This is a genomic window from Flavobacterium frigidimaris, assembly GCF_002217275.1.
GTDB lineage: Bacteria > Bacteroidota > Bacteroidia > Flavobacteriales > Flavobacteriaceae > Flavobacterium > Flavobacterium aquidurense.
Window position 1 is genome coordinate 26,703 of record NZ_MUGV01000011.1, and the last position, 23,550, is coordinate 50,252.

The 23,550-nt window shown below is 33.4% G+C and carries 25 protein-coding genes and 1 tRNA gene; 21 read left to right on the forward strand and 5 right to left on the reverse strand.

The annotated features are described in order from the left end of the window. Positions 1-30 precede the first annotated feature (30 nt). The 3 genes from B0A65_RS05465 (at position 31) to B0A65_RS05475 (ending at position 1,629) form a co-directional block, all read left to right on the forward strand. Entirely contained in the window at positions 31-414 is a 384-nt protein-coding gene (locus B0A65_RS05465; protein WP_074659525.1) for a hypothetical protein, read from the forward strand. Between the two features lie 124 nt (positions 415-538). Beyond that, on the forward strand, positions 539-1,066 hold the full coding sequence (locus tag B0A65_RS05470) for a DUF3347 domain-containing protein (RefSeq protein ID WP_074659524.1): 528 nt from the start codon (positions 539-541) through the stop codon (positions 1,064-1,066). 44 nt (positions 1,067-1,110) lie between these two features. Further along, positions 1,111-1,629: a helix-turn-helix domain-containing protein gene (locus tag B0A65_RS05475; protein WP_242670239.1), complete on the forward strand. Its 519-nt coding sequence runs from the start codon at positions 1,111-1,113 to the stop codon at positions 1,627-1,629. A gap of 45 nt (positions 1,630-1,674) precedes the next feature. Here B0A65_RS05475 and B0A65_RS05480 read toward each other — a convergent pair whose 3' ends face one another. Beyond that, positions 1,675-1,866, reverse strand: coding sequence for a Txe/YoeB family addiction module toxin (locus tag B0A65_RS05480; protein ID WP_317044597.1), 192 nt, complete (start codon positions 1,864-1,866; stop codon positions 1,675-1,677). A 64-nt stretch (positions 1,867-1,930) separates the two neighbouring features. Continuing rightward, on the reverse strand, positions 1,931-2,161 hold the full coding sequence (locus B0A65_RS05485; protein WP_074659522.1) for a DUF2683 family protein: 231 nt from the start codon (positions 2,159-2,161) through the stop codon (positions 1,931-1,933). Positions 2,162-2,391: 230 nt separating this feature from the next. Between B0A65_RS05485 and B0A65_RS05490 the strand changes: the two genes are divergently transcribed. The 3 genes from B0A65_RS05490 (at position 2,392) to B0A65_RS23230 (ending at position 7,500) form a co-directional block, all read left to right on the forward strand. Then, entirely contained in the window at positions 2,392-4,959 is a 2,568-nt protein-coding gene (locus B0A65_RS05490) for a heavy metal translocating P-type ATPase (RefSeq protein ID WP_074659689.1), read from the forward strand. 9 nt (positions 4,960-4,968) lie between these two features. Further along, positions 4,969-7,206, forward strand: coding sequence for a multicopper oxidase family protein (locus B0A65_RS05495; RefSeq protein ID WP_074659521.1), 2,238 nt, complete (start codon positions 4,969-4,971; stop codon positions 7,204-7,206). 132 nt (positions 7,207-7,338) lie between these two features. Then, entirely contained in the window at positions 7,339-7,500 is a 162-nt protein-coding gene (locus B0A65_RS23230; protein ID WP_207556409.1) for a hypothetical protein, read from the forward strand. A gap of 103 nt (positions 7,501-7,603) precedes the next feature. Here the strand turns inward: B0A65_RS23230 and B0A65_RS05500 are convergent, their stop codons facing one another. Further along, entirely contained in the window at positions 7,604-8,056 is a 453-nt protein-coding gene (locus B0A65_RS05500) for a DUF4442 domain-containing protein (RefSeq protein ID WP_074659520.1), read from the reverse strand. Positions 8,057-8,287: 231 nt separating this feature from the next. On the opposite strand from B0A65_RS05500, the gene B0A65_RS05505 reads away from it, so the two are divergent. The 5 genes from B0A65_RS05505 (at position 8,288) to B0A65_RS05525 (ending at position 12,661) form a co-directional block, all read left to right on the forward strand. After that, entirely contained in the window at positions 8,288-8,767 is a 480-nt protein-coding gene (locus tag B0A65_RS05505; protein WP_083370430.1) for a DUF4870 domain-containing protein, read from the forward strand. A 155-nt stretch (positions 8,768-8,922) separates the two neighbouring features. Next, the gene (locus B0A65_RS05510; RefSeq protein WP_008464689.1) at positions 8,923-9,255 is read left to right on the forward strand and encodes a PadR family transcriptional regulator; all 333 of its coding nucleotides are present in this window, start codon (positions 8,923-8,925) and stop codon (positions 9,253-9,255) included. Positions 9,256-9,257: 2 nt separating this feature from the next. After that, a complete protein-coding gene (locus B0A65_RS05515) occupies positions 9,258-10,979 on the forward strand; it encodes a PspC domain-containing protein (RefSeq protein ID WP_074659519.1) in 1,722 nt (573 codons plus the stop codon). A gap of 3 nt (positions 10,980-10,982) precedes the next feature. Further along, a complete protein-coding gene (locus tag B0A65_RS05520; protein ID WP_074659518.1) occupies positions 10,983-11,714 on the forward strand; it encodes a head GIN domain-containing protein in 732 nt (243 codons plus the stop codon). Between the two features lie 86 nt (positions 11,715-11,800). Continuing rightward, on the forward strand, positions 11,801-12,661 hold the full coding sequence (locus B0A65_RS05525; RefSeq protein ID WP_074659687.1) for a GIN domain-containing protein: 861 nt from the start codon (positions 11,801-11,803) through the stop codon (positions 12,659-12,661). Between the two features lie 120 nt (positions 12,662-12,781). Here the strand turns inward: B0A65_RS05525 and trxB are convergent, their stop codons facing one another. After that, positions 12,782-13,729 (reverse strand): thioredoxin-disulfide reductase, encoded by a 948-nt coding sequence (gene trxB / locus B0A65_RS05530; RefSeq protein ID WP_074659517.1) that lies wholly within the window; start codon positions 13,727-13,729, stop codon positions 12,782-12,784. A 176-nt stretch (positions 13,730-13,905) separates the two neighbouring features. Between trxB and B0A65_RS05535 the strand changes: the two genes are divergently transcribed. The 10 genes from B0A65_RS05535 (at position 13,906) to B0A65_RS05580 (ending at position 21,236) form a co-directional block, all read left to right on the forward strand. Continuing rightward, positions 13,906-13,980, forward strand: a tRNA-Pro gene (locus tag B0A65_RS05535). Positions 13,981-14,142: 162 nt separating this feature from the next. Beyond that, on the forward strand, positions 14,143-14,469 hold the full coding sequence (locus tag B0A65_RS05540) for a LytR/AlgR family response regulator transcription factor (protein WP_074659516.1): 327 nt from the start codon (positions 14,143-14,145) through the stop codon (positions 14,467-14,469). Between the two features lie 106 nt (positions 14,470-14,575). Beyond that, entirely contained in the window at positions 14,576-14,947 is a 372-nt protein-coding gene (locus B0A65_RS05545; protein ID WP_074659515.1) for a DUF2255 family protein, read from the forward strand. Positions 14,948-15,276: 329 nt separating this feature from the next. Then, positions 15,277-15,681 (forward strand): septal ring lytic transglycosylase RlpA family protein, encoded by a 405-nt coding sequence (locus B0A65_RS05550; protein WP_074659514.1) that lies wholly within the window; start codon positions 15,277-15,279, stop codon positions 15,679-15,681. 239 nt (positions 15,682-15,920) lie between these two features. Beyond that, the gene (locus B0A65_RS05555; RefSeq protein WP_026982801.1) at positions 15,921-16,688 is read left to right on the forward strand and encodes a ParA family protein; all 768 of its coding nucleotides are present in this window, start codon (positions 15,921-15,923) and stop codon (positions 16,686-16,688) included. Positions 16,689-16,693: 5 nt separating this feature from the next. Continuing rightward, positions 16,694-17,602: a ParB/RepB/Spo0J family partition protein gene (locus tag B0A65_RS05560; protein WP_074659513.1), complete on the forward strand. Its 909-nt coding sequence runs from the start codon at positions 16,694-16,696 to the stop codon at positions 17,600-17,602. Further along, entirely contained in the window at positions 17,602-18,162 is a 561-nt protein-coding gene (locus tag B0A65_RS05565) for a DUF5683 domain-containing protein (protein WP_074659512.1), read from the forward strand. The genes B0A65_RS05560 and B0A65_RS05565 overlap by 1 nt, the downstream gene beginning before the upstream one ends. Positions 18,163-18,204: 42 nt before the next feature. Beyond that, positions 18,205-18,906 carry a 4-hydroxy-tetrahydrodipicolinate reductase gene (gene dapB / locus B0A65_RS05570; protein ID WP_074659511.1) on the forward strand — a complete coding sequence of 234 codons (702 nt, stop codon included), beginning with the start codon at positions 18,205-18,207 and terminating at the stop codon, positions 18,904-18,906. Positions 18,907-18,973: 67 nt separating this feature from the next. After that, complete coding sequence (lepB, locus tag B0A65_RS05575) at positions 18,974-20,536, forward strand: signal peptidase I (protein WP_074659510.1); 1,563 nt, start codon at positions 18,974-18,976, stop codon at positions 20,534-20,536. A gap of 85 nt (positions 20,537-20,621) precedes the next feature. Beyond that, positions 20,622-21,236 carry a WbqC family protein gene (locus B0A65_RS05580; protein ID WP_074659509.1) on the forward strand — a complete coding sequence of 205 codons (615 nt, stop codon included), beginning with the start codon at positions 20,622-20,624 and terminating at the stop codon, positions 21,234-21,236. A gap of 69 nt (positions 21,237-21,305) precedes the next feature. Here the strand turns inward: B0A65_RS05580 and B0A65_RS05585 are convergent, their stop codons facing one another. Next, entirely contained in the window at positions 21,306-23,468 is a 2,163-nt protein-coding gene (locus tag B0A65_RS05585) for a S9 family peptidase (RefSeq protein ID WP_074659508.1), read from the reverse strand. Between the last annotated feature and the right edge of the window lie 82 nt (positions 23,469-23,550).

Consider the following 23,550-nt stretch of genomic DNA (forward strand, 5'->3'; position numbering starts at 1 on the left):
ACTTAAATTTGTATCATTAACCTATTTTCCTTGGCAAAAAAAGTACACATATTATTTCTCGTTTTAAGTTTTGGTTTCTTTTTGATGCCAACTAAGGGTTTTGCATGTAGTAAATCTTCCGAAAAAATTTCCTGCGAAAGAGAAACTTCAATAAAAACAAATTCAGATTCTTGTCAAAAAGATTGTTGCAAAAAAGGTCATACTTCAAAAAAAGACCAACACGGTTGCAACGGAAAATGTGATCATACAGGTTGCACAACTTCTGGTCTACAGTTTAGTCTGATTTCAGAAAATGAATTTGATTTCAGTACTACTACTTTTAATTTCTCTCTTGAGAAACCTTTTTTATATTACACTGAAGCCTCTGTTTCAGATGGTTTTACTTCTATTTGGTTACCTCCAAAAATAAAATAATTATATTTCGTTTAGCCATAAGTGGGTTAAAATTTAACCGCAAAGTGCGCTAATATTTATGCAAGACACGCAAAGAAAAATTCAACAATAATTTGGAATTTAAAATTCCTTAAATAGCAATAAAATGAAAAAATCCATAGCAACTATAGTAGCAGTAATTACCTTATTTACTGCAAATATCATTCAGGCAAATACATTCAAAACAGAAGCAATTACAATTGAAATTGTAGATTCAAATCAATTGCAACCTGTTTATGATGATTATTTTACTGTAAAAGATGCACTTATTAAAAGTGACAGTAAATTAACTTCGGCGAAAGCCAAAGATCTATTAACCGCAATTTCGGCTGTAAAAATGGACAAGCTTAAAAGCGATGAGCATACAGCGTGGATGAAAGTTATGAAAAAACTAACTGCTGATGCAAAAAGTATTTCTGCAACTACAGATTTAAAAAAACAACGTGAAACTTTCAAATCACTTTCAAAAAACACTTATGATCTTATTAAAGTTTCAAAATCTGCACAAGTGGTTTATAAACAATATTGTCCAATGGCAGATGCTGATTGGTTAAGTAAAGAAAAAGCCGTTAAAAATCCGTATTATGGTTCTTCAATGTTGACTTGCGGAAACGTCGTAGAAACTATCAAATAAATATGACACTATACATCAAAAACATGGTGTGCGGTCGATGTAAAATGGTTGTGAAGTCCGAGTTTGAAAAGCTCGGACTTCAGACTATTTCTGTTGAACTGGGAGAAGTCGAACTACAAGACGCTATCACAGAAAATCAAAAGAAAGTTCTGCTTCAAAACCTGCAAGTTCTAGGTTTCGACTTAATTGATGATAAAAAAAGTAAAACTATTGAGAAAATAAAAAATCTCATTGTTGATTTGGTTCATCATAAAAATAATGAACTCAAAATTAATTTATCTGATTATCTGGCTCAAAACCTAAATCAGGATTATAATACGTTAAGCAATTTATTTTCAGAAGTCGAAAACACAACAATCGAAAAATATTTCATTAGTCAGAAAATAGAAAAAGTAAAAGAGCTTTTAATTTACAATGAGCTTTCGTTAAGCGAAATTGCTGATATCTTAAATTATAGCAATGTGGCGCATTTAAGTAATCAGTTCAAGAAAATTACGGGCTTCACTCCTACTTATTTCAAACAATTGAAGGATAAAAAACGAATTCAGATAGAGAATTTGTAATTCATTTTATACCATAAAAAAACGTGCTAATAGTTAGCACGTTTTTTATTTATCTGAATAATGTCCCATTGCAGAAATTACCACGACGGTTACAATTTCTTCTTCAACACTATACATTAGTCTATCTTTTTTATTTATTTCTCTGGACCAAAATCCTGAAAAATTATGTTTGAGTGCTTCAGGTTTACCTACTCCTTCAAATGGAGTTTCACTAAGTTCTTCTAAAATTTTACCGATTTTTTTATACTAGCTTTATTACCTGATTTTAAGTGTTTAGAAATCTCTACCTGAGCTTCCGGAATTACTTCAACCCTAAACTTCCCCATACATCATTAGGATCAACTGTTATACTTTTAGATTTTCCACTTTTATAATCTGCATATCTTTTTTGAATCTCAGCGACAAACTCAGGATTATACGGACTTTCTTCTTCCTCTATTTTCACTCCCTTATTTGTAACAGCTAACAACTTTGCAAGTTCAAGCAATGTTTTACCCGCTTTTGTTCGCTCGTTAATGGTTATAGTTGTCATAATTTTAAATATTTATTATTACAAAGATACAAAAATCATACTATTTTATTATCATACAAATCTTTAACCCAAACATAATTATTCATGTAAATTGCTTAAATTCAATCCTATTTTTGAATTTCAATAATTCAGATGAATTTGTAAATCTTACAAATCATTCACAAAATTATACAAACCGAAGTAATGGTTACTTCGGAAATTTGCATTGTAATACTTTAAAAGATAAAACAATGACACATCAATATATAATTTCAGGGATGTCGTGTGATGGATGTCGCACCAAAGTCGAGAAAACGTTAAATACTATTGAAGGAATTCAGGCCGAGGTAACATTAAATCCTCCATTGGCAACTATTACAATGGAAAAACATATTACGACTGAAAAATTTCAGGAAGTTTTATCAAAGGCCGGAAAGTATTCTATTGAGATGACATCTTCTAAAACATCTTCAGAACCAGCAATTAAATCTTGTTGTTCAAGTAACAATAAAGAAAATCATGCTGTTCACGATCATAAAAAAGAAACCGCTGTAAAAGATCTGCACAATCATATTCATAGTCACAACCATCAAAATGCAACCGGAGTTTATTATTGCCCAATGCATTGTGAAGGCGACAAAACATATGATAAACCAGGAGATTGCCCAGTTTGCGGAATGGATTTAGTTCAGGAAGTTAACATTAGCAATACGCAATATACTTGTCCTATGCATCCGGAAGTCGTTTCAAACGAACCCGGTGATTGCCCAATTTGCGGAATGAATTTAGTTCCTGTTGCAATTTCGGAAGGCAATGAAAACAAAACTTACATAGATTTAGTAAAGAAAATGAAGATTGCCGTATTGTTTACGCTTCCCATTTTTATTATTTCAATGTCAGAAATGATTCCGAATAACCCTCTCTTTACTATAATGCCTATTGAAAAATGGAATTGGGTTCAGTTCTTATTTTCAATTCCGGTTATTTTTTACGCGGGTTGGATGTTTTTTGTTCGTGCCTGGAAATCGATTCTAACCTGGAATCTAAATATGTTTACGCTAATCGGAATAGGAACTGGCGTTGCTTTCTTATTTAGTATTACCGGAATGTTTTTTCCGGATATTTTTCCAGCGGAATTCAAATCGCATCACGGAACCATTCATCTCTATTTTGAAGCTGCGACTGTTATTATAACGTTGGTCCTGTTAGGACAGTTGTTAGAGGCAAAAGCACACGGGCAGACCAATGGAGCCATAAAAGCATTATTGAAATTGGCGCCTACAGAAGCGACTTTGGTTGAAAATGGAAATGACAAAATAATTTCGATTCACAATATCAAAAAAGGAGATTTACTACGTGTAAAACCAGGAGAAAAAATTCCTGTTGATGGAAAAATAACTAACGGGGAAAGCAGCATTGACGAAGCCATGATTACCGGTGAGCCTATTCCGGTTGATAAAAAAACAGGGGACACTGTTATTTCTGGAACTATCAACGGAACCAGATCGTTTGTTATGATTGCCGAAAAAGTAGGATCAGAAACTTTACTTTCCCAAATCATACAAATGGTAAATGATGCAAGCCGTTCCAGAGCACCAATCCAGAAACTGGCAGACCGCGTAGCTAAATATTTTGTCCCAACAGTGGTTATCATTTCGATAATAACCTTTTTTGTCTGGGCACAATTCGGTCCCAAACCTGCTTACATTTACGGATTAATTAATGCCATTGCCGTTTTAATTATTGCCTGTCCCTGTGCCTTAGGACTTGCAACTCCAATGTCGGTTATGGTTGGAGTTGGCAAAGGAGCGCAATTTGGCATCCTGATTAAAAACGCAGAAGCCTTAGAAAACATGAGCAAAATTGATGTGCTGATCACCGATAAAACCGGAACGATTACGGAAGGAAAACCATCTGTCGAAAAAATCTACGCCATCCATAATGATGAAGATGTTCTACTTCAAAATATAGCTTCGCTCAATCAGCATAGTGAACATCCTTTGGCGCAAGCCGTTGTTAACTTCGCTAAAGATAAAAATCAAAGTTTAATTGAAGTTCCAGATTTCGAAGCTGTTGCCGGAAAAGGAGTTATAGGTACTGTAAATAATTCGAAAGTAGCTTTAGGAAATAAAAAACTTATGCTTCAGGTTGGCGCTTCTATTTCGGAAGATATTGAGAATAAAATTGTTGCCGAACAAAGTTTAGGTAAAACGGTTTCTTATATAGCAGTTGATAAAATCGTTTTGGGCTATGTAACAATTACAGATGCCATAAAAGCAACTAGTGCAAAAGCAATCAAAGATTTAATTGATCAGGGTGTTGAAGTGATTATGATGACAGGTGATAATAGCAATACTGCAAAAGCGGTTGCAGATCATTTACATTTAAGTTCGTTCAAAGCGGATTGTCTACCGGAAGATAAACTAAAAGAAATTCAGCGTTTGCAGGCAGAAGGTAAAATTGTCGCTATGGCGGGGGACGGAATTAACGATGCTCCAGCTTTAGCGCAGGCAAATATTGGAATCGCGATGGGAACCGGAACTGATGTTGCCATTGAAAGTGCTAAAATAACATTGGTAAAAGGAGATTTAAACGGAATTGTAAAAGCAAAAAAACTAAGTTATTCCGTAATGCAAAACATCAAACAGAATCTATTTTTCGCTTTTATATATAATGTATTAGGCGTTCCAATTGCGGCCGGCATATTATATCCGGTATTTGGAATTCTGCTTTCGCCCATGTTAGCAGCATTAGCTATGAGTCTAAGCTCCGTTTCAGTTATTGTAAATGCTTTGCGATTACGAAATCTAAAACTTTAAATAAGCAACATGAAATTACATACTATACTACTTGTCTTTCTGATTGCTTTTAGTACAAAGGCTCAAAAAATCGTTCGTTACGATTTATACGTTCGCGACACTATTGTCAATTTTTCCGGAAAAGAAAAACGGGCTCTTACCGTTAACGGACAAATTCCGATGCCTACTCTGACATTTACCGAAGGCGATGTTGCCGAAATTTATGTGCACAACAAGCTGGATAAAGAAGATACTGCTTTACATTGGCACGGGTTATTTCTTCCTAATAAAGAAGACGGAGTTCCGTATTTAACACAAATGCCTATTAAACCAGGAACAACTCATAAATATAGTTTTCCTATTATTCAAAATGGAACGTATTGGTATCACAGTCATTCTGGTTTGCAGGAGCAAATAGGTTTGTACGGACTTTTTATCATCAACAAAAAGAAAGATGATACTACTTTTAGAAAAGGCATTGACGATTTACCAACAGTACCGGTTATTTTAAGCGAATGGACCGATTTGAAACCGGAGAATGTTCAGCGAATGCTACACAACGCCAACGATTGGTTTGCCATAAAAAAAGGAACGACTCAAAGTTATGCCGAAGCCATCAAAAAAGGTCAGTTTTCTACAAAAGTGACCAACGAATGGAAACGCATGAATGCCATGGACGTCAGTGATGTTTATTATGAGAAGTTTCTACTGAATGGTAAAAATGAAGATCAGCTTTCACAATTTAAAGCCGGAGACAAAGTCCGATTACGAATCGCAAACGGCGGTGCCTCCAGTTATTTCTGGCTCACTTACGGCGGCGGAAAAATAACCGTTGTGGCAAGTGATGGAAACGATGTTGAGCCTGTAGAAGTGGATCGCTTAATTATTGCCGTTTCTGAAACCTATGACGTAGTCGTAACCATTCCTGAAGATAAAAAATCTTTTGCATTTTTGGCTACAGCCGAAGACAGAACGGGATCAGCTTCTTTGTTTCTAGGACAGGGAGCTAAACAGCCTGTTGCTCATCTTCCGAAATTAAAATATCTTGAAGGGATGAAAATGATGAACGATATGATGAAGATGAACGGAGAAATGAACGATATGGGCATGAATATGTCTTTGAATAAAATGGATATGAATGCCGTTATGTATCCGGAAATTTCAGGCAAAGAAGAATCTGCAAAAACTGAAGATCATTCTGGTCACAATATGGAAGGCATGCAAATGACTAACGACACGACAGAAACTGCGGAGATTACGACTTTGAATTATGGAATGCTAAAATCTCCAACCAAAACAACACTTCCAAAAGATGCACCAGTAAAAGAATTGCGCTTTGAATTATCAGGAAATATGAATCGTTATGTATGGAGTCTGGACAATAAAGTGATTTCTGAAACGGATAAAATCTTAATCAAAAAAGGAGAAAACGTTCGGATTGTACTATATAATGGTTCGATGATGCGCCACCCAATGCATTTGCACGGGCACGATTTTAGAATTTTGAATGAACATGGTGATTATGCTCCACTTAAAAATGTGATTGATATAATGCCGATGGAAACTGATACCATAGAATTTCAGGCAAATGCTGATGGCGACTGGTTTTTTCATTGTCATATTTTATATCATATGATGGCCGGAATGGGAAGGATTTTTAGTTATGAAAATTCAGCACCAAATCCGTTAATTCATCATCCTGAAATGGCGTACAAAATGCTAAAAATGGACGATCGTATGTTTCATTTTATGGCTGAAAATGATTTTACTACAAACGGAAATGATGGAGAAGCCATGTACAGCAATACGCGCTGGAGCATTGGAACAGAATGGCGTTTGGGTTATAACGATAAACACGGTTATGAAACTGAAACACATATTGGCCGATACATTGGAAAAATGCAATGGCTGATGCCTTTTATAGGTTTCGATTGGCGCTATCGAAAAATGGGAATGGATGAACAGGAACAAAATCTTTTTGGGCAAACCAATACTAAAGACAATCGTTCTGTTTTTAGTGCCGGACTTGAATATACGTTACCCATGTTGGTAAAAGCTCAGGTTGAGGTATATACTGACGGAAATGTGAGAATTCAATTTGAACGAAAAGACATTCCGATCGCAAGACGTTTACGAATGAACCTAATGTGGAATACCGATAAGGAATATATGGCCGGTTTAAAATATGTAGCCGGAAGAAACTTCGGAATCACAACCCATTATGATAGTGATATGGGAATTGGTTTTGGGGTAAACCTGAATTATTAAGAAGATATTCCATTTAATTTTCAATGACATATTATTATAAAAACATTAACAAATTGTAAGAATCAACTCTAAGAAATGTTGTTATATTTGATGCACCAAAAGCAATATTTCTAACACAATAAATTATATCAAATGACAAAAGTAATTACCTTTTTAATGGCTGCTGTATTCTCAATTGGAGTAACTGCTCAAGAAACAAAACCAGTTGAAAAAGAAAAAGCAAAAAAAGAATCTTGTTGCAAAAAAACGGCAACAGATAAAAAAGACAAAAAATCTTGTTGCGTTAAAAAATAAATGAAATTCTATTTCAATAAAAAAGACCTCAAGCAATTGAGGTCTTTTTTATGTTTTGTTTTGCCACAGATTTCGCAGNNCTGCGAAATCTGTGGCAAAAAAATTATTTCAATCTAACACTCCATTCAAAATCCATTTCAGAAACCTGAACTCCCTCTTCATTTGTTCCAATCGATTTCATCCAGAAAGTTTGTCCTTCTCCTGTTTCTATTGTTCTTTGAATTGCTTCGGCAATTAAATGACCATCATTACAAACAAAAGTTATTCTTCCAGTCGCCTTCTTAGTAAAGTTTCCTTTATTGTTTGCTACCAACATAGAGATTTTTCTTCCGCTTTCCTGTATTTGCGAAATGACCAAAGCCCCGGTTGTCAATTCGGCTGCCATAGCCTGAACAGCAAAATACATCGAATTAAACGGGTTCTGATTAATCCATCTGTGCTTAACGCTTACGACACAGCTGTCTTTATCAATTGCTTTGACACGCACACCACAAAAGTATGCTGAAGGTAATTTGAATAATACAAATTTATTGAGTTTGGAAACTGAAACTGCCATGTGATTTATTTTTTTATGTAAAAATACAAAAAAACTATGCACGCACAATAAATTGAGATTACTTTCGTAAAACAGCAACAAAATCAGTACTTCGGAATGATTTTCAGTTCTTTATAACTTAATTTAAAATATTAACTTTGTTAAAATTTTGTTAATATTTGGTACTATGCAAAACAAGATACTGTCTTTTAGCCATATATTTGTATAAGAAATTACTATATACTTTTAATCATGGAAACATCAACACCACTCATCATGGAAAAAACATCAGAAAAGAACACTGCAACGTTCACACACTTAAGTACTTTAACACAGTACATCGTTCCGTTTGGAAATTATATTTTTCCAATTTTGATCTGGACGAGTTACAAAGACAAATCAGAATTTGTAAATCACCACGGAAAACAGACCTTAAACTTTCAATTGAGTTTATTGCTTTATACTTTAGTTTTGGCTTTAATCGCAATTCCGGCTTTTGTAACAGTTTTTCTTCAAAATCTGCCAATGGAAGCTATTTTTAACGATCATGATTTTGTAATCAGAAATTTTGATTTTCAAGGCAACATCGGATTAATAACGATAGGTGCAACTGCAGTCGTACTTTTTGGATTACTAAAATTTGTTGAATTCTTTTTAGTGATTTATGCTTCAATAAAAGCTTCAAACGGAGAATATTACAAATATCCGTTAACGATTCCCTTTATAAAGTAATCCTCAAAAAGGTTAAAAGTTATACGAAATAATTCTAACAGAATAAATTCGAAATCAATCATCATCAATCACCCGAGCCAGAATGGCGAACTGGCGCAGCAATCATCATCAATCAAAAAACGAATTGTTCAATCTAAAAAAAACAAAATGAAATTATGAACATTGAAAACACAAAAGCACAGATGCGCAAAGGTGTTCTTGAGTTTTGCATCTTATCAGTACTAAAAGAAAAAGACGCATACACATCAGAAATATTAGACACTTTAAAAAACGCAAAATTACTAGTTGTTGAGGGAACAGTTTATCCACTTTTAACTAGGCTGAAAAACGACGGTTTGCTAAATTATCGTTGGGAAGAATCGACCTCAGGGCCGCCACGAAAATATTATGGATTAACCGAAATAGGACAAACTTTTTTAAACGAACTTAGCGGTACCTGGACAGAATTATCTGACGCCGTAAATCTAATCACCAATCAAAATCAATAGTCATGAACAAAACAGTAAATATTAACTTAGGAGGTATGTTTTTCCACATCGATGAAGATGCGTACTTAAAATTAACCCGCTATTTTGACGCAATAAAACGATCACTTAACAGCTCATCTGGACAAGACGAAATTATTAAAGATATCGAAATGCGTGTTTCTGAATTATTAACAGAAAAACAAAAAAGCGAGAAACATGTTGTTGGACTGAAAGACGTTGATGAAGTGATTGCCGTTATGGGACAACCTGAAGATTACATCATTGAAGATGAAGAAAAATCAAATCAGTCTTTTAACGATTACGGAACAAGAAAACATAAAAAATTATACCGTGACAAGGAGAAAGGTATGATTGGTGGTGTTGCAACAGGTTTAGGACATTACTTTGGAATTGAAGCTGTCTGGATCAAAATTGTATTCTTAGTATTTGTTTTTGCAGGTTTTGGAACTGGAATTTTAGCTTATTTTGTTCTTTGGATTGTAACTCCGGAAGCGATTACAACTTCTGAGAAATTAGAGATGACAGGTGAACCGGTAACAATTTCAAACATCGAAAAAAAAGTTCGTGAAGAAATAGAATCATTATCTGATAAATTTAAAAGTGCAGATTATGATAAAATGGGAAACCAGGTAAAGTCGGGAGCTGAGAGAATAAGTAGTTCATTTGGAGACTTTGTCATGACAGTTTTTAAAATCTTCGCAAAATTTTTAGGCATAATTTTGATCATGGCCGGTATTAGTACTTTGATACTATTATTAATTGGAGTGTTTACTTTAGGAACAAATATTTTTATCGATTTTCCTTGGCAGAATTTTGTTGAAGCAGGAAACTTTACAGAATATCCTATTTGGTCATTTGGGTTATTGATGTTCTTTGCTGTTGGAATTCCGTTTTTCTTTTTGACACTTTTAGGTTTCAAATTATTATCGCCAAACTTAAAATCGATAGGGAATATTACAAAATATACTTTGTTGGCCATTTGGATTATCGCTGTTGCAATTGCAATTAGTATCGGAATCAAACAAGCGACTGAAATTTCATATGACAATAAAACAATTGAGAAAAAAGCACTTACTATTTCACCAAAAGATACATTGTATGTAAAGTTCAGATACAATGATTACTATGCCAAAGATTTGAATCACCATAGAGAATTTGAATTTGTACAAGATTCGGCCAACAATCAATTAATTTATTCAAACGATGTTCGCTTACATGTTTTACACACAGACGAAGCTGCTCCTTACCTGCAAATAGAAAAAACAGCAAGAGGGAATTCGTTTATAGCTGCAAAGCAAAGAGCCGAAAAAATCGACTACAAAATTCAGGTAAATGGCAATCACTTAGTATTAGACAACTATTTTCTTACAGACGTAAAAAATAAATTTAGAGGTCAGGAAGTTGATGTATATTTGTACCTACCAGAAGGTCAATTATTTAAACCAGATACATCAGTACAAGATTACGATGATTCTGAAGATGATTTTTTCAACTTACACTTTAGTGGAAACTATAATTACAAAGTTCAAGGTTCTAAAATCAAATGTTTAGATTGTCCTGCCGATGAAAATGACTTTAATGATGTAGACGAGGACAATAATGTTGAAACTGATACAGTAAAAGAAGTTTCAATTAAAATTAATGGAAAAGAAGTTTTAAACGGAAAAAAAACTAACGGAAAGCTAACCACTGATAAAAACGGAGTTATAATCAAAATAAACTAAGCCATGATAAAAATAATCATTCATATTACGAAATTCATTATTGCAACTGTTATTGCATTATTGTTTGCCTCATGTAACTTTAACGTAAAATCGATTGAAGGAAGTGGAAATGTTACGAAGGAAAAAAGAATTGTTCAGGGAGATTTTAATAAAGTTTCTGTCAGCAATGCAATCGATTTGGTAATCGAACAAGCTGATGCCACTGAAATTGTTGTTGAAGCTGATGATAATTTACAAAAAGAAATAACTACAAACGTCGAAAATGGAACTTTGATCATTAAATGTAAATACAATTCTTTTGGAAATGTTACAAAAAGAGTAACTGTAAAAATGCCCAAAATTAATAAATTAGAAGCTTCAAGCGCTTCGACAATATTAAGTAAAGGAGTTATTCTTGGTGAAGATATCGATCTGGAAACTTCAAGTGCCGCAACAATGAATGTTAATGTAGAATCTGATGCTATTACTGCAGATTCGGGAAGCGGAAGTACAATAAGTATTGAAGGAAAAGCATTAAGAATTAAAACCTCTGCATCTAGCGGATCCAACATAAATGCTCATAAATTATTTGCCAATGAAGTTCATGCAGAAGCCTCAAGTGGAGGAAGTGTAAATGTTCATCCAATAGTAAGCTTAAAAGCTGAAGCAAGTAGCGGTGGTAGCATTAATTATGATGTAACACCAAAAACTATCGAGAAAACTTCGAATTCAGGAGGAAGTATTAGTCAGGGGTAAACGATCTCTATCTGTTAAATATAAAAGAAATCATTCATCAAAAGTGGATGATTTTTTTATATTTGTCAAAATCAAATCTAGAATTAATGAAAAAAAGTACAACCCTACTCCTATTATTATTAGTCACTACCTTAACTTTTGCCCAAAAAAGAGAAAAATTAAAAGGATCTAAAATTGTAACTACTTCAATAAAAGAATCAGGAAATTTTGATGCTCTTGAAGTTGATGATAATATTGAAGTTTATTTAGAACGCGGAGAAAAAAACGAAATTAAAATTGAAGCCGATGATAATTTACACGATATTATCGGAATGGATTTAAGAGAGAAAACACTCCGATTATATACCTCAAAAGAGAGTACCATTTTCAAAAAACTTACTGTACACGTAACTTACACCAATACTTTTAACAAAGTCATTACAAAAAATGAAGCTGTTGTTTATGCCATTCAGGAACTTCAGCTGGATGACATTACTTTTAATAGCTTCGATTTTTCAAAATTATATTTGAATGTAAATGCTAAAAAATTCAGTTTATTCGCTGATGACAAATCTAAATCGGAAATAAACTTAAAAGCAGATGAAGCTACACTTCAATTGAGCAAAAATTCAACTATAAAATCATTAGTTGCAGCAACTAAATTCAAATGTGATTTATATCAAAAAGCGATTGCCACCCTTGAAGGAATTGCCGAAAAAGCAACTATTCGCTTAGACAATAATTCAACTTTTACCGGAACCAAATTCACTTTGAAAGATGCTAATATTACTGGTGAAGGTTCTGCGGTTGCTACTATTTTAGTTGATACTACTTTATCAATCGCAGCCGGAGACAAATCGGAAATTTCATTATTTGGTAACCCAAAAATTGAAATTACACGCTTTAGTGGAGAAGCTAAACTGATTAAAAAACCAGGTGGCGAAAAAGCAAAAGCAACAACCTTATAAAACAAATTTCAGATAAACTAAAATCTAAAAGTTATATAAAAAAAGTCCCATTCTGTATAGAATGGGACTTTTTTTTGCATTCACCTTCCAGCAAACTGAAAACTGAGACCGAGACCGTTTTTACTCTTTAGACGCTAAATATCTCTCTGCATCAAGAGCCGCCATACAACCTGTTCCGGCAGCAGTAATTGCCTGACGGTAAACATGGTCAGCAGCATCTCCGGCTACAAAAACACCTGGTACATTTGTATTAGATGTTCCTGGAGTATTGATGATATAGCCTGTTTCATCAAGCGTAATATAGTCTTTAAAGATATCTGTATTTGGTTTGTGACCAATTGCCACAAAAAATCCTGTTGCAGGAATTTCAAGAACTTCACCAGTAGTCTTATTCAACGCTTTTATAGCATGAACAACATTACTATCTCCTAAAACTTCAACAGTATCGTGGTTCATTAAAATCTCGATATTCTCCGTTTTACGAACACGATCTTCCATAATTTTTGAAGCTCTGAATTTTTCGCTTCTTACCAACATCGTTACTTTTTTACAAAGTTTAGATAAGTAATGTGCTTCTTCACAAGCAGAATCTCCTGCTCCAACAATTACAACTTCCTGATTACGGTAGAAAAATCCGTCGCAAACAGCACAGGCAGAAACTCCTCCGCCCATATTTAAATAATGTTGTTCTGATGGCAATCCTAAATATTTAGCCGTAGCTCCTGTTGAAATAATAACTGTTTCACAGTGCAATTCGATGCTATCGTTAATCCAAACTTTATGAATATCTCCAGAAAAATCAACTTTAGTAGCCCAACCATCACGAATATCAGCACCAAAACGTTTTGCTTGTTCCTGCAACTGAATCATCATTTCTGGTCCCGTTACTCCATCAACATAACCTGGAAAGTTCTCTACTTCGTTTGTCGTAGTCAACTGACCACCTGGCTGCATACCCTGATATAATACTGGATTCATATTTGCTCTGGCAGCATAAATTGCAGCAGTATAACCCGCTGGACCAGAACCAATAATAAGGCATTTAATTTTTTCGATTGTATCTGACATAATATGTGTAGTTTTTAGAGATGCAAATGTAAACTTTATTATAAAAAATTACCACCAAATTAAATCCTAAATAACTATCTCAAAATAAGTTTTATTTATTTTGAGATTTTCCTTTTGTAAACAGAATTTATTACTATATTTGCATCCGCTTACGGGCAGTACAACAAATACATCTTCGGGGTGTAGCGTAGCCCGGTTATCGCGCCTGCTTTGGGAGCAGGAGGCCGCAGGTTCGAATCCTGCCACCCCGACAAAAAGCCGAACAGAAATGTTCGGCTTTTTTTGTTTTTAATTCCATCATAGAATGTTTTACAAGAAATTTTAGTATCACAGAATAACAAATATTTTTTTCCTATTAATAAAAATTGATTCTCTCTAATAATTTTAGAAGCATAAAATTTAAGAAATCACCCATGGAACACAATAATTTTGCCTTTATAAAGACAGACAAAAAATTAATTAAAATTTTCTTTAACGACATTACTATTATAAAAGGATTAGGAAATTATGTAGAAATTCACACAACATTCAATAAAAAATATCTCTATTACAAAACGTTAAAGGACTTAATCCAAAGTTTACCCAATGAGTTTATGCGTGTTCATAATTCATATATAGTAAATTTGACCAACATTGAATATTTTGAAGACAATCAAATTGTAATAAAAGATTTAAAAATTACAGTAGCAAAAAGTTATAAAGATTGTTTTGTAAATGCAATTAATAAGATAATGATGTAAGCGAGTATATAAAAGAGAAGTCAAAGTAAATAATATAACCAACAAAGTAAATAATAAAATTTCGAAACATTTTTATTCGTTCTAATTTCGATAAAAATCTCATCATATGAAAAAAGAAATTGCAATAAATTATATAGAAACACACAACCTCATAGGTATAAAAGCAGGCTTGAACAGGGAAACCTTTTTAGACATTTGGATGATTGTTGTTAATGACAGAATTTTTGCCAGGTCATGGGGCTTAGCTGAAAAAAGTTGGTATAATAGTTTTTTACAAGACTCAAAAGGACAAATAAAATGTGGAGAAAATATTTTCAATATTAAAGCAATTGTTCCCATTGACAAAAACAACTTAACTTCAGCAATAAACAATGCTTACTTAACAAAATACAATACAGATCACAATATTAAATATGCAAAAGGAATAATTAAAGCGAAACATATTGAAAAAACTTTAGAATTTATTATCAAAGAATAATTGGACAGAAGATAAAGTAATTTTTAAACCATTCATTCAAATTATAATTTTAAAGCTTATATTATCATTACATACAAAAGTCTTTTCATTTATTTGAAAAGACTTTTTTTTTTCCTTTAAGCTAAATCATAAAATATAGAGACAGAACGGTTAACGCGTCCCGATTGAGATCGGGAAGGTCGTAGGTTCAAAATCTATGGCTGCCAAAAAAAACTTCTAGAAATTTAGATATTCTATACCATTTAAAAATTCATATGATAAATATTAGCCAATCCATTTGGTTGTTTTTTCAAATAAGCTTTTTTTTGTAACCCCTAGAAAATCTATAGATGAAAAAAATAACACTCTACATTATTTTAATAATTTCTACATTCGCCTTTGCGCAGAAGAATTCAGGAAATGATAATTCGAAAAAAAATACTGAAAAATACATCTTATATAAAACTCACGCCCACGCTTCTTATTACAACAATAAATTTAACGGAAAAAGAACAGCGAGCGGTAAAAGATTCAATAACAACAAACTAACTGCCGCTCATAAAAAATTCCCCTTTGGAACAAAACTAAGAATTACAAACGAACGAAATAATAAATCGGTTATTGTAGAGGTTATTGACAGGGGGCCCTTTAGTAAAAAAAGAGAAATTGATCTTACTAAAAAAGCTTTTATGAAAATCGCCTCAAACAAAGGAAGCGGCTCAATGAAAGTAAAAATTGAAGTTTTAAAAAATTAAAAAACTTAATTTTAAGCCAGAATTGCTTTTTTTAATCCAGCAATCGCTTTCAGCTTTTTGCACTTAAAACAAGAATAAAGCAAAACGAAATTTCTCTACTATTTTTTATTATTACAAAAATAAAAATCTTCAAAACACGCACCATACAACGATTAACTGAAGTTTCACAAATGTTAACAAAATAGATTTTCAAAAACCATAAATAATTGTATTTTTACGGTTCAAAATTCAGAAAATAAATGGGCAAAATCATTGCGATTGCTAATCAAAAAGGAGGCGTTGGAAAGACTACTACATCTGTAAATCTTGCAGCCTCATTAGGTGTTTTAGAAAAGAAAGTATTATTGATTGATGCTGATCCTCAAGCAAATGCCACGTCTGGCCTTGGGATTGATGTTGAATCAGTAGAGATTGGTACCTACCAAATACTTGAACATAGCCACACCCCAAAGGAAACCATCGTGAAATGTTCAGCTCCAAATGTTGATGTGATCCCTGCTCATATTGACCTTGTAGCCATCGAAATCGAATTGGTTGACAAAGAAAACAGAGAATACATGCTTAAAAAAGCATTAGAAAGTGTTAAAGACGAGTATGATTTTATTATTATTGACTGTGCACCTTCTTTAGGTTTATTAACTCTGAATGCTTTAACTGCAGCAGATTCAGTAGTTATCCCTATTCAGTGTGAATATTTTGCACTTGAAGGTTTAGGAAAATTATTGAACACTATTAAAAGTATTCAAAAAATACACAACCCCGATCTTGATATTGAAGGCTTACTACTTACAATGTATGATTCAAGATTACGTTTATCTAATCAGGTGGTTGAAGAAGTTCAAAAACACTTTAACGATATGGTTTTTGATACCGTTATTCAGAGAAATGTAAAATTAAGTGAAGCGCCAAGTTTTGGAGAAAGCATCATAAACTATGACGCAACCAGCAAAGGAGCTGTCAATTACATTAATTTAGCTCAGGAAATTATAAAGAAAAACAGCAAATAGTTTTTATGACAAAAGCAATTAAAAAACAAGCCTTAGGAAGAGGATTATCAGCATTATTAAAAGATCCGGAAAACGACATTACATCAGTAGAAGATAAAAATGCTGACAAAGTTGTTGGAAATATCATAGAGCTTGAAATAAGTGCTATCGAAATAAATCCGTTTCAGCCTAGAAGCAATTTTAATGAAGAATCTTTACGTGAATTAGCCACTTCTATCAAGGAACTTGGTGTGATTCAACCTATTACTGTTCGAAAATTAGAATTCAATAAATATCAGTTAATCTCAGGAGAGCGTCGTTTACGTGCTTCGACTTTAGTTGGATTAACACATGTTCCAGCTTACATCCGTATTGCAAATGACAATGAGTCATTGGTTATGGCTTTGGTAGAGAACATTCAACGTCATGACTTAGATCCGATTGAGATTGCATTATCCTACCAACGTTTGATTGATGAAATTCAGTTGACTCAGGAACAAATGAGCGAACGAGTTGGGAAAAAACGTTCTACAATTGCCAATTATTTACGTCTTTTAAAATTAGATCCGATTATCCAAACTGGTATTCGTGATGGTTTTATTAGTATGGGGCACGGTAGAGCTATTATAAATATTGAAGATTTAGATGCTCAGACGGATATCTATCAAAAAATAGTAAGTGAAAATTTATCTGTTCGTGAAACAGAGGCTTTAGTAAAAAATTATCACGAAGGCGTAAAACCAAAACCAGAAGGAGAAGCAAAAGCAAAAGCAGAATCTTCATTCTTAGTTAAAGAAACGCAAAAAAACTCTTTCAACGATTATTTTGGTGCGAAAGTTGATATAAAAGTCGCTGGCAATGGAAAAGGAAAAATTACAATTCCTTTTAATTCTCAAGCCGACTTTGACAGAATTATAAAATTAATAAACGGATAGTGAATAAAATTGTCCCCATAAGTCTATTGTTCTTTCTTATAGGAACCGTTTCTCTTTTTGCCCAGGCAAAAAAAGACACGGTTTTGGTTGTTAAAGACACTACTAAGTATCAGGAAATAGACCCGCTTACCCCAGCAAAAGCAGCTTTTTACTCTGCAATTTTACCAGGTTTAGGTCAGGCATACAATAAAAAATACTGGAAAATCCCGTTAGTCTACGGAGCAATTGGTACCAGTTTATATTTTTATATTGACAATAATAAAAAATACCACGATTATCGTGACGCCTACAAAAGAAGATTAGAAGGGTATGATGATGATGATTACAAATTTTTAGATGATAGCAGACTTATTGCAGGACAAAAATTTTATCAACGAAACAGAGATTTATCAGCTTTGTTTGTTGTCGGATTTTATGTTTTAAACATTATCGATGCCAATGTTGATGCTGCCTTAATTCAGTTTAACGTAAACGAAAGATTATCCGTTCGCCCTGAAATATATCCGGCAGATGTAACTTTTAAACCCAACGTTGGACTAACTTTTAATTACCACTTTTAAATAGTTCTTGTCACTATTTAAAAATTCAAAAACACACATAAAATGAAAATTGCACTTTTAGGATACGGAAAAATGGGTAAAGTAATTGAACGAATTGCTTTAGAAAGAGGTCATGAAATTGTTTTAAAGAAAGATGAAACGAATACTTTTGACGGGCTTTCGACTGCTGATGTCGCAATAGATTTCAGTGTTCCTACTGCTGCCGTAGATAATATATCCAATTGTTTTCATGCCAATGTACCTGTAGTGTCAGGAACAACAGGATGGTTGGAACATTTTGATGAAATGGTTGCGCTTTGCAACGAAAAACAAGGGGGATTCATTTCGAGTTCTAACTTTAGTTTAGGAGTTAATATTTTCTTCGAACTAAATGAATATTTAGCTAAAATTATGTCACAATTTGATTCGTACAAAGTGACAATGGAAGAAATTCACCATACTCAAAAATTAGATGCTCCAAGCGGAACTGCAATTTCATTAGCCAAAGGCGTTATTGAAAATAGTAATTATGCAAATTGGACATTAGATGAGGCTAAAACAAACGAAATTCATATCGAAGCAAAAAGAATTGGTGATGTTCCCGGAACTCATACCGTAACTTACGATTCAATTGTAGATAGTATCGAATTAAAACACACCGCTCATAATCGTGAAGGTTTTGCTTTAGGGGCTGTAATTGCAGCAGAATGGTTAGCTGGCAAAAAGGGAATCTACAACATGAAAGATGTTTTAAACTTAAAATAAACAAATATAAAGGGTAAGGTCAATTCAAAAAAGCAACTTTAAACTTTAAAACTTTAAACAAAATATTATGACACTATATCTTTGGTTCCTTTTTTTCTTAGGCGTTCAAATTATTCATTTTCTGGGAACCTGGAAATTGTATCAGGCTGCCGGCCGAAAAAGTTGGGAAGCTGCCATTCCTGTTTATAATTCAATAGTTTTAATGAAGATCATTGGGCGACCAACCTGGTGGACAATATTACTTTTCATTCCGATTATTAACCTGATTATGTTTCCGGTTGTATGGGTAGAAACGTTAAGAACATTTGGTAAAAAATCAACTTTAGATACTTTCCTGGGAATCTTTTCTCTTGGTTTTTACATTTACTATGTAAACTATACTCAAAAACTAGAATACAACGCCAACAGATCATTAACTCCTGAAAACAAAACTGCCGATACTGTAAGTTCATTACTCTTTGCTATAATCGTAGCAACATTAGTGCATACGTATGTAGTGCAACCATACACGATTCCAACTTCTTCATTGGAAAAATCATTATTAATTGGAGACTTTTTATTCGTGAGCAAGCTAAACTACGGACCTAGAGTTCCTATGACTACCGTTGCTCTTCCAATGGTTCATGACTCTATACCACTAACAAAAAGAAAATCGTATTTAAGCTGGCCGCAATTACCCTATTTCAGATTACCGGCATTCGAAAAAATAAAGCGAACAGATATTGTTGTTTTTAACTGGCCTGTTGACACAGTTCATTATTTTTACGAACCTAAAGGAAGACCAGGCGTAATTAAACCAATCGACAAAAGATCTAATTACGTTAAAAGATGTGTTGGTATTCCCGGAGACAGTTTATCGGTAAGAGATGGGTACGTTTTCATTAACGGGAAAAAGTTAGTTTTACCTGAAAGAGCAAAACCTCAATACTCCTATAAAATAGCTTTAGATGAAAAAACTCCAATAGATCTGGAAGCACTTTTAAAAGAGCTTAATGTCAACCTTGTTGATGTAAGAGGTTTTAGAGATCAAAATAAAAGAGATACTTTGTTTATTGGTGCCTTAACAGAAACTAATGCTGAACGTATGAAAACGATTCCTGGTATTACGGCTGTAATTAGAGAAATTGCAAAAGGAAACGACGACAGAGTTTTTCCACACATTAATAAATGGAACGAAGATAATTACGGCCCAATTTATATTCCTGAAGCAGGAAAAACAGTTGCTTTGACAAATGAGTCATTACCATTTTACAAAGAAATCATTACCAATTACGAGCATAATACATTGCAAATAGATGGCGCTCATTTTATAATCAACGGAAAACAAACAAATTCCTATACCTTCAAACAAAACTATTATTGGATGATGGGAGATAATCGCCATAACTCTGAAGATAGCCGTTATTGGGGATATGTTCCGGAAGATCACATTGTAGGGAAACCGGTATTTATTTGGTTGAGTTGGGATACTAACGGAAAAGGAATCAACAAAATTCGTTGGGAAAGAGTTTTCACAACAGTTGATGGTGAAGGACAACCACAATCTTACTTTAAATATTTCTTAATGGTGCTAGCTGCCTATTTTGTTGGGGAATATTTCTGGAGAAAGAGAAAAGAAAATAAAGCATAAATAAAGTTTTTTTGTTTCAAGTTTCAGGTTTCACGGTCTAGTGCGAACCTGAAACCTGAAACTTGAAATCTGAAACTAAAACAAAATGAATTCGTTAATACTTCCTACTTATTTTCCATCGATTAGCCACTTTGCAGTTATGGCTCAGTCTGAAAATATTACTTTTGAAATGGAAGATAATTTTCAGAAACAAACTAACAGAAACCGTACCTATATCTATAGTCCAAACGGTATTCAGTTATTGAATATCCCTGTCAAACATTCTAAAACAATGCATCAAAAAACAAAAGATGTTTTTATTGAAAATGAATTTGATTGGCAAAAACAGCATTTTAAATCTTTAGAAGCAGGCTACAGAAGTTCGCCTTTTTTTGAATTTTTTGAAGATGATATTCGACCTGTTTTCGAAAAGAAACATACTTTTTTGATGGATTTAAACATGGAAGTTCTGAACATTGTGACCAAATGTTTGAGAATGAAATTAGAATTCAGCCACACAACAGAATATTTCATGGAAACAGAAGGCATCTCTGATTTTAGATATTTAGCAAATGGCAAAAAAGATCCTAATTCGTTCGAAAAATATCCACAAGTATTTGATGACAAACATGGCTTTATAAACAACCTGAGTGTTCTGGATTTGCTTTTTAACGAAGGTAAATTTGCGATGGATTATTTAAAGAATCAAAATATACTGTAGATCATTTTAATAAAAATTAAAAGGGAGAATTTCTGTAAAATGAAATTCTCCCTTTTTTATTTAGTTATTTTATTTTGCTCCCGGAGGTGCTTTTTGTTCAATAAATTTTATAAAAGTGTCGATCAAATGCCTTCTTGTACCTTCACCTTCGTAGATACTGTGCGAACGATTTGGATAAATCATTAAATTAAACATTCTGTCATATTTAATCAATTCATTAATCAAAACTTCGGCATTTTTATAGTGCACATTGTCATCACCTGTTCCGTGAATGTAAAGTAAATTTCCTTTTAAATTCTTCGCATGTGTTACTGGTGATGCCTCAACATACGCTGCTTCATTTTCACTTGGCAATCCCATATACCGCTCTGTATATATGTTATCATAAAAATGCTGGTCCGTAACCGCAGAAATTGCCACTCCGGTCTTGTATATATCAGGATATTGAAACATTAAATTCAAAGTAACAGCACCACCTCCACTCCATCCGTGAACAGCCACTCTGTCGCTATCAATAAAATTCCATTTTAAAATTTCTTTTGCCGCCATTGCCTGGTCACGAGTATTGATAATTCCAATATTTTTATAAATCGATTTCCTCCATTTTGTTCCTTTCAGAGAGGGAGTTCCTCTGTTATCCATTGCAATTCCGATATAACCTTTTGGAATTAACAAATCTATAAAACCGTTAAAATACGGCATATCATTCGCCACAGTAGCCATTGGCTCACCATAAACATAAAAAAACAATGGGTATTTTTTTGAGGAATCAAAATCCAGTGGTTTTGCCATTATTCCATCCATTTCAATACCATCAACGGTAGTTACTTTAAATTTCTCTAAAGAGAAATTACGTGTAGGAGCTGTAAAAACATCAGCCTCTTTTGGTACTATTTTTTTATGATCTGAAACCGAAACCAATCTCGTATTTAGATCTCGATTGATATTAGAATTGGTGTGTTTTGCATACGACCCGTCTGTTGAGAATTCATATTCATTTGTACCTTCAAATATTTCCGGAGTAATTCTTTTTGTCTTACGGGAATTCAAATTGGTTTCATACAAATACCGCTGAGTTGCATCTGTTGGACTTGAGATATAATAGATTGATTTTGTTTTATCATTATACGCTTTAAAATAAGCATCAAATTTACCAGTTGTAATTAGCTCTTTCTTTTTTCCATCTTTACTAATTTTATAAATGTGCATCCATCCATCGGCATCAGAGCTCCATAAAAAAGCTTTTCCATTGTCAACAAATTGACATGGAAAACCATCATATACTCCTGAAGAAATATCAAAAACATCAATCCATTCTGCCGATTTTTCCTGGTAGATTAAATTAGCTATTCCTGATTGAGCATTGCAATTATAAATAGAAGCCTGATTTTGATGTCTGTTAAGCTGAACCACCATTACGTCATTTGCAGCAACCCATTCCATTCGAACCAAATAATTATTGTCAGGTTCACCCGGAATATTGAGCCAATTCGTTTTTAAAGAAGCAATACTGATAACGCCAATTTTCACAGATGACGGTTTTTCTCCGGCTTTAGGATATTCTACCGGAACTACAAACGGATACAGAGCATCTGTATTATTGATCATTAAATGAAATTTAGTTTCTGTTGCATCAACCCGCCAATAAGCAATACTTTTTCCGTCAGGACTCCAGCGAAAGCCATCTCTGGCGGCAAGTTCTTCTTCATAAACCCAGTCAAAAGTTCCGTTTATAACCTTATCCGTTCCATCAGTTGTTAGTGGAGTTATTTTTCCCGAAACCAGATTTTCCAAATAAATATTATGTTTTGAAACATAAGCAACATTTTCATTGTCATTAGAAAATTTAGCAAACATTAAAGATGATTCTTCTAAGTTGGCACCTAGCTTTTTACCTTTTCCCGTTGTTAAATCAAAAAACCAATAATCTCCTTTTGTATTAGCTCTCCAAACTTTTTTTGAATTAGTATAAAGCAAAACTTTTGTTTTATTTTGATTCCATACTAAATCTTCTACTTCGCCATTAAAGCCAGCATCTTTTAGTTGTTTATCCGTTAAAACAGTACTGCCCTGATTTAATTTATCAACGTCATAAACCACAATTTTCTCTCCCGAATTTATCCAAAACGAATGCGAATTTGGCAGCCATTTTAATTCATTAATGTCAATATCTTTCTGAGCCAATATACTTGAGCAAACAAAAAGAAGTAATAAAAAACGTTTTTTAATCATGGTTCAGTTGGTTTAGTAATTGTTCTGTTCTTTAAATATGTCAAATCATCCCTTAAATCCAAAGAGAGCTCTAAGGTTCATC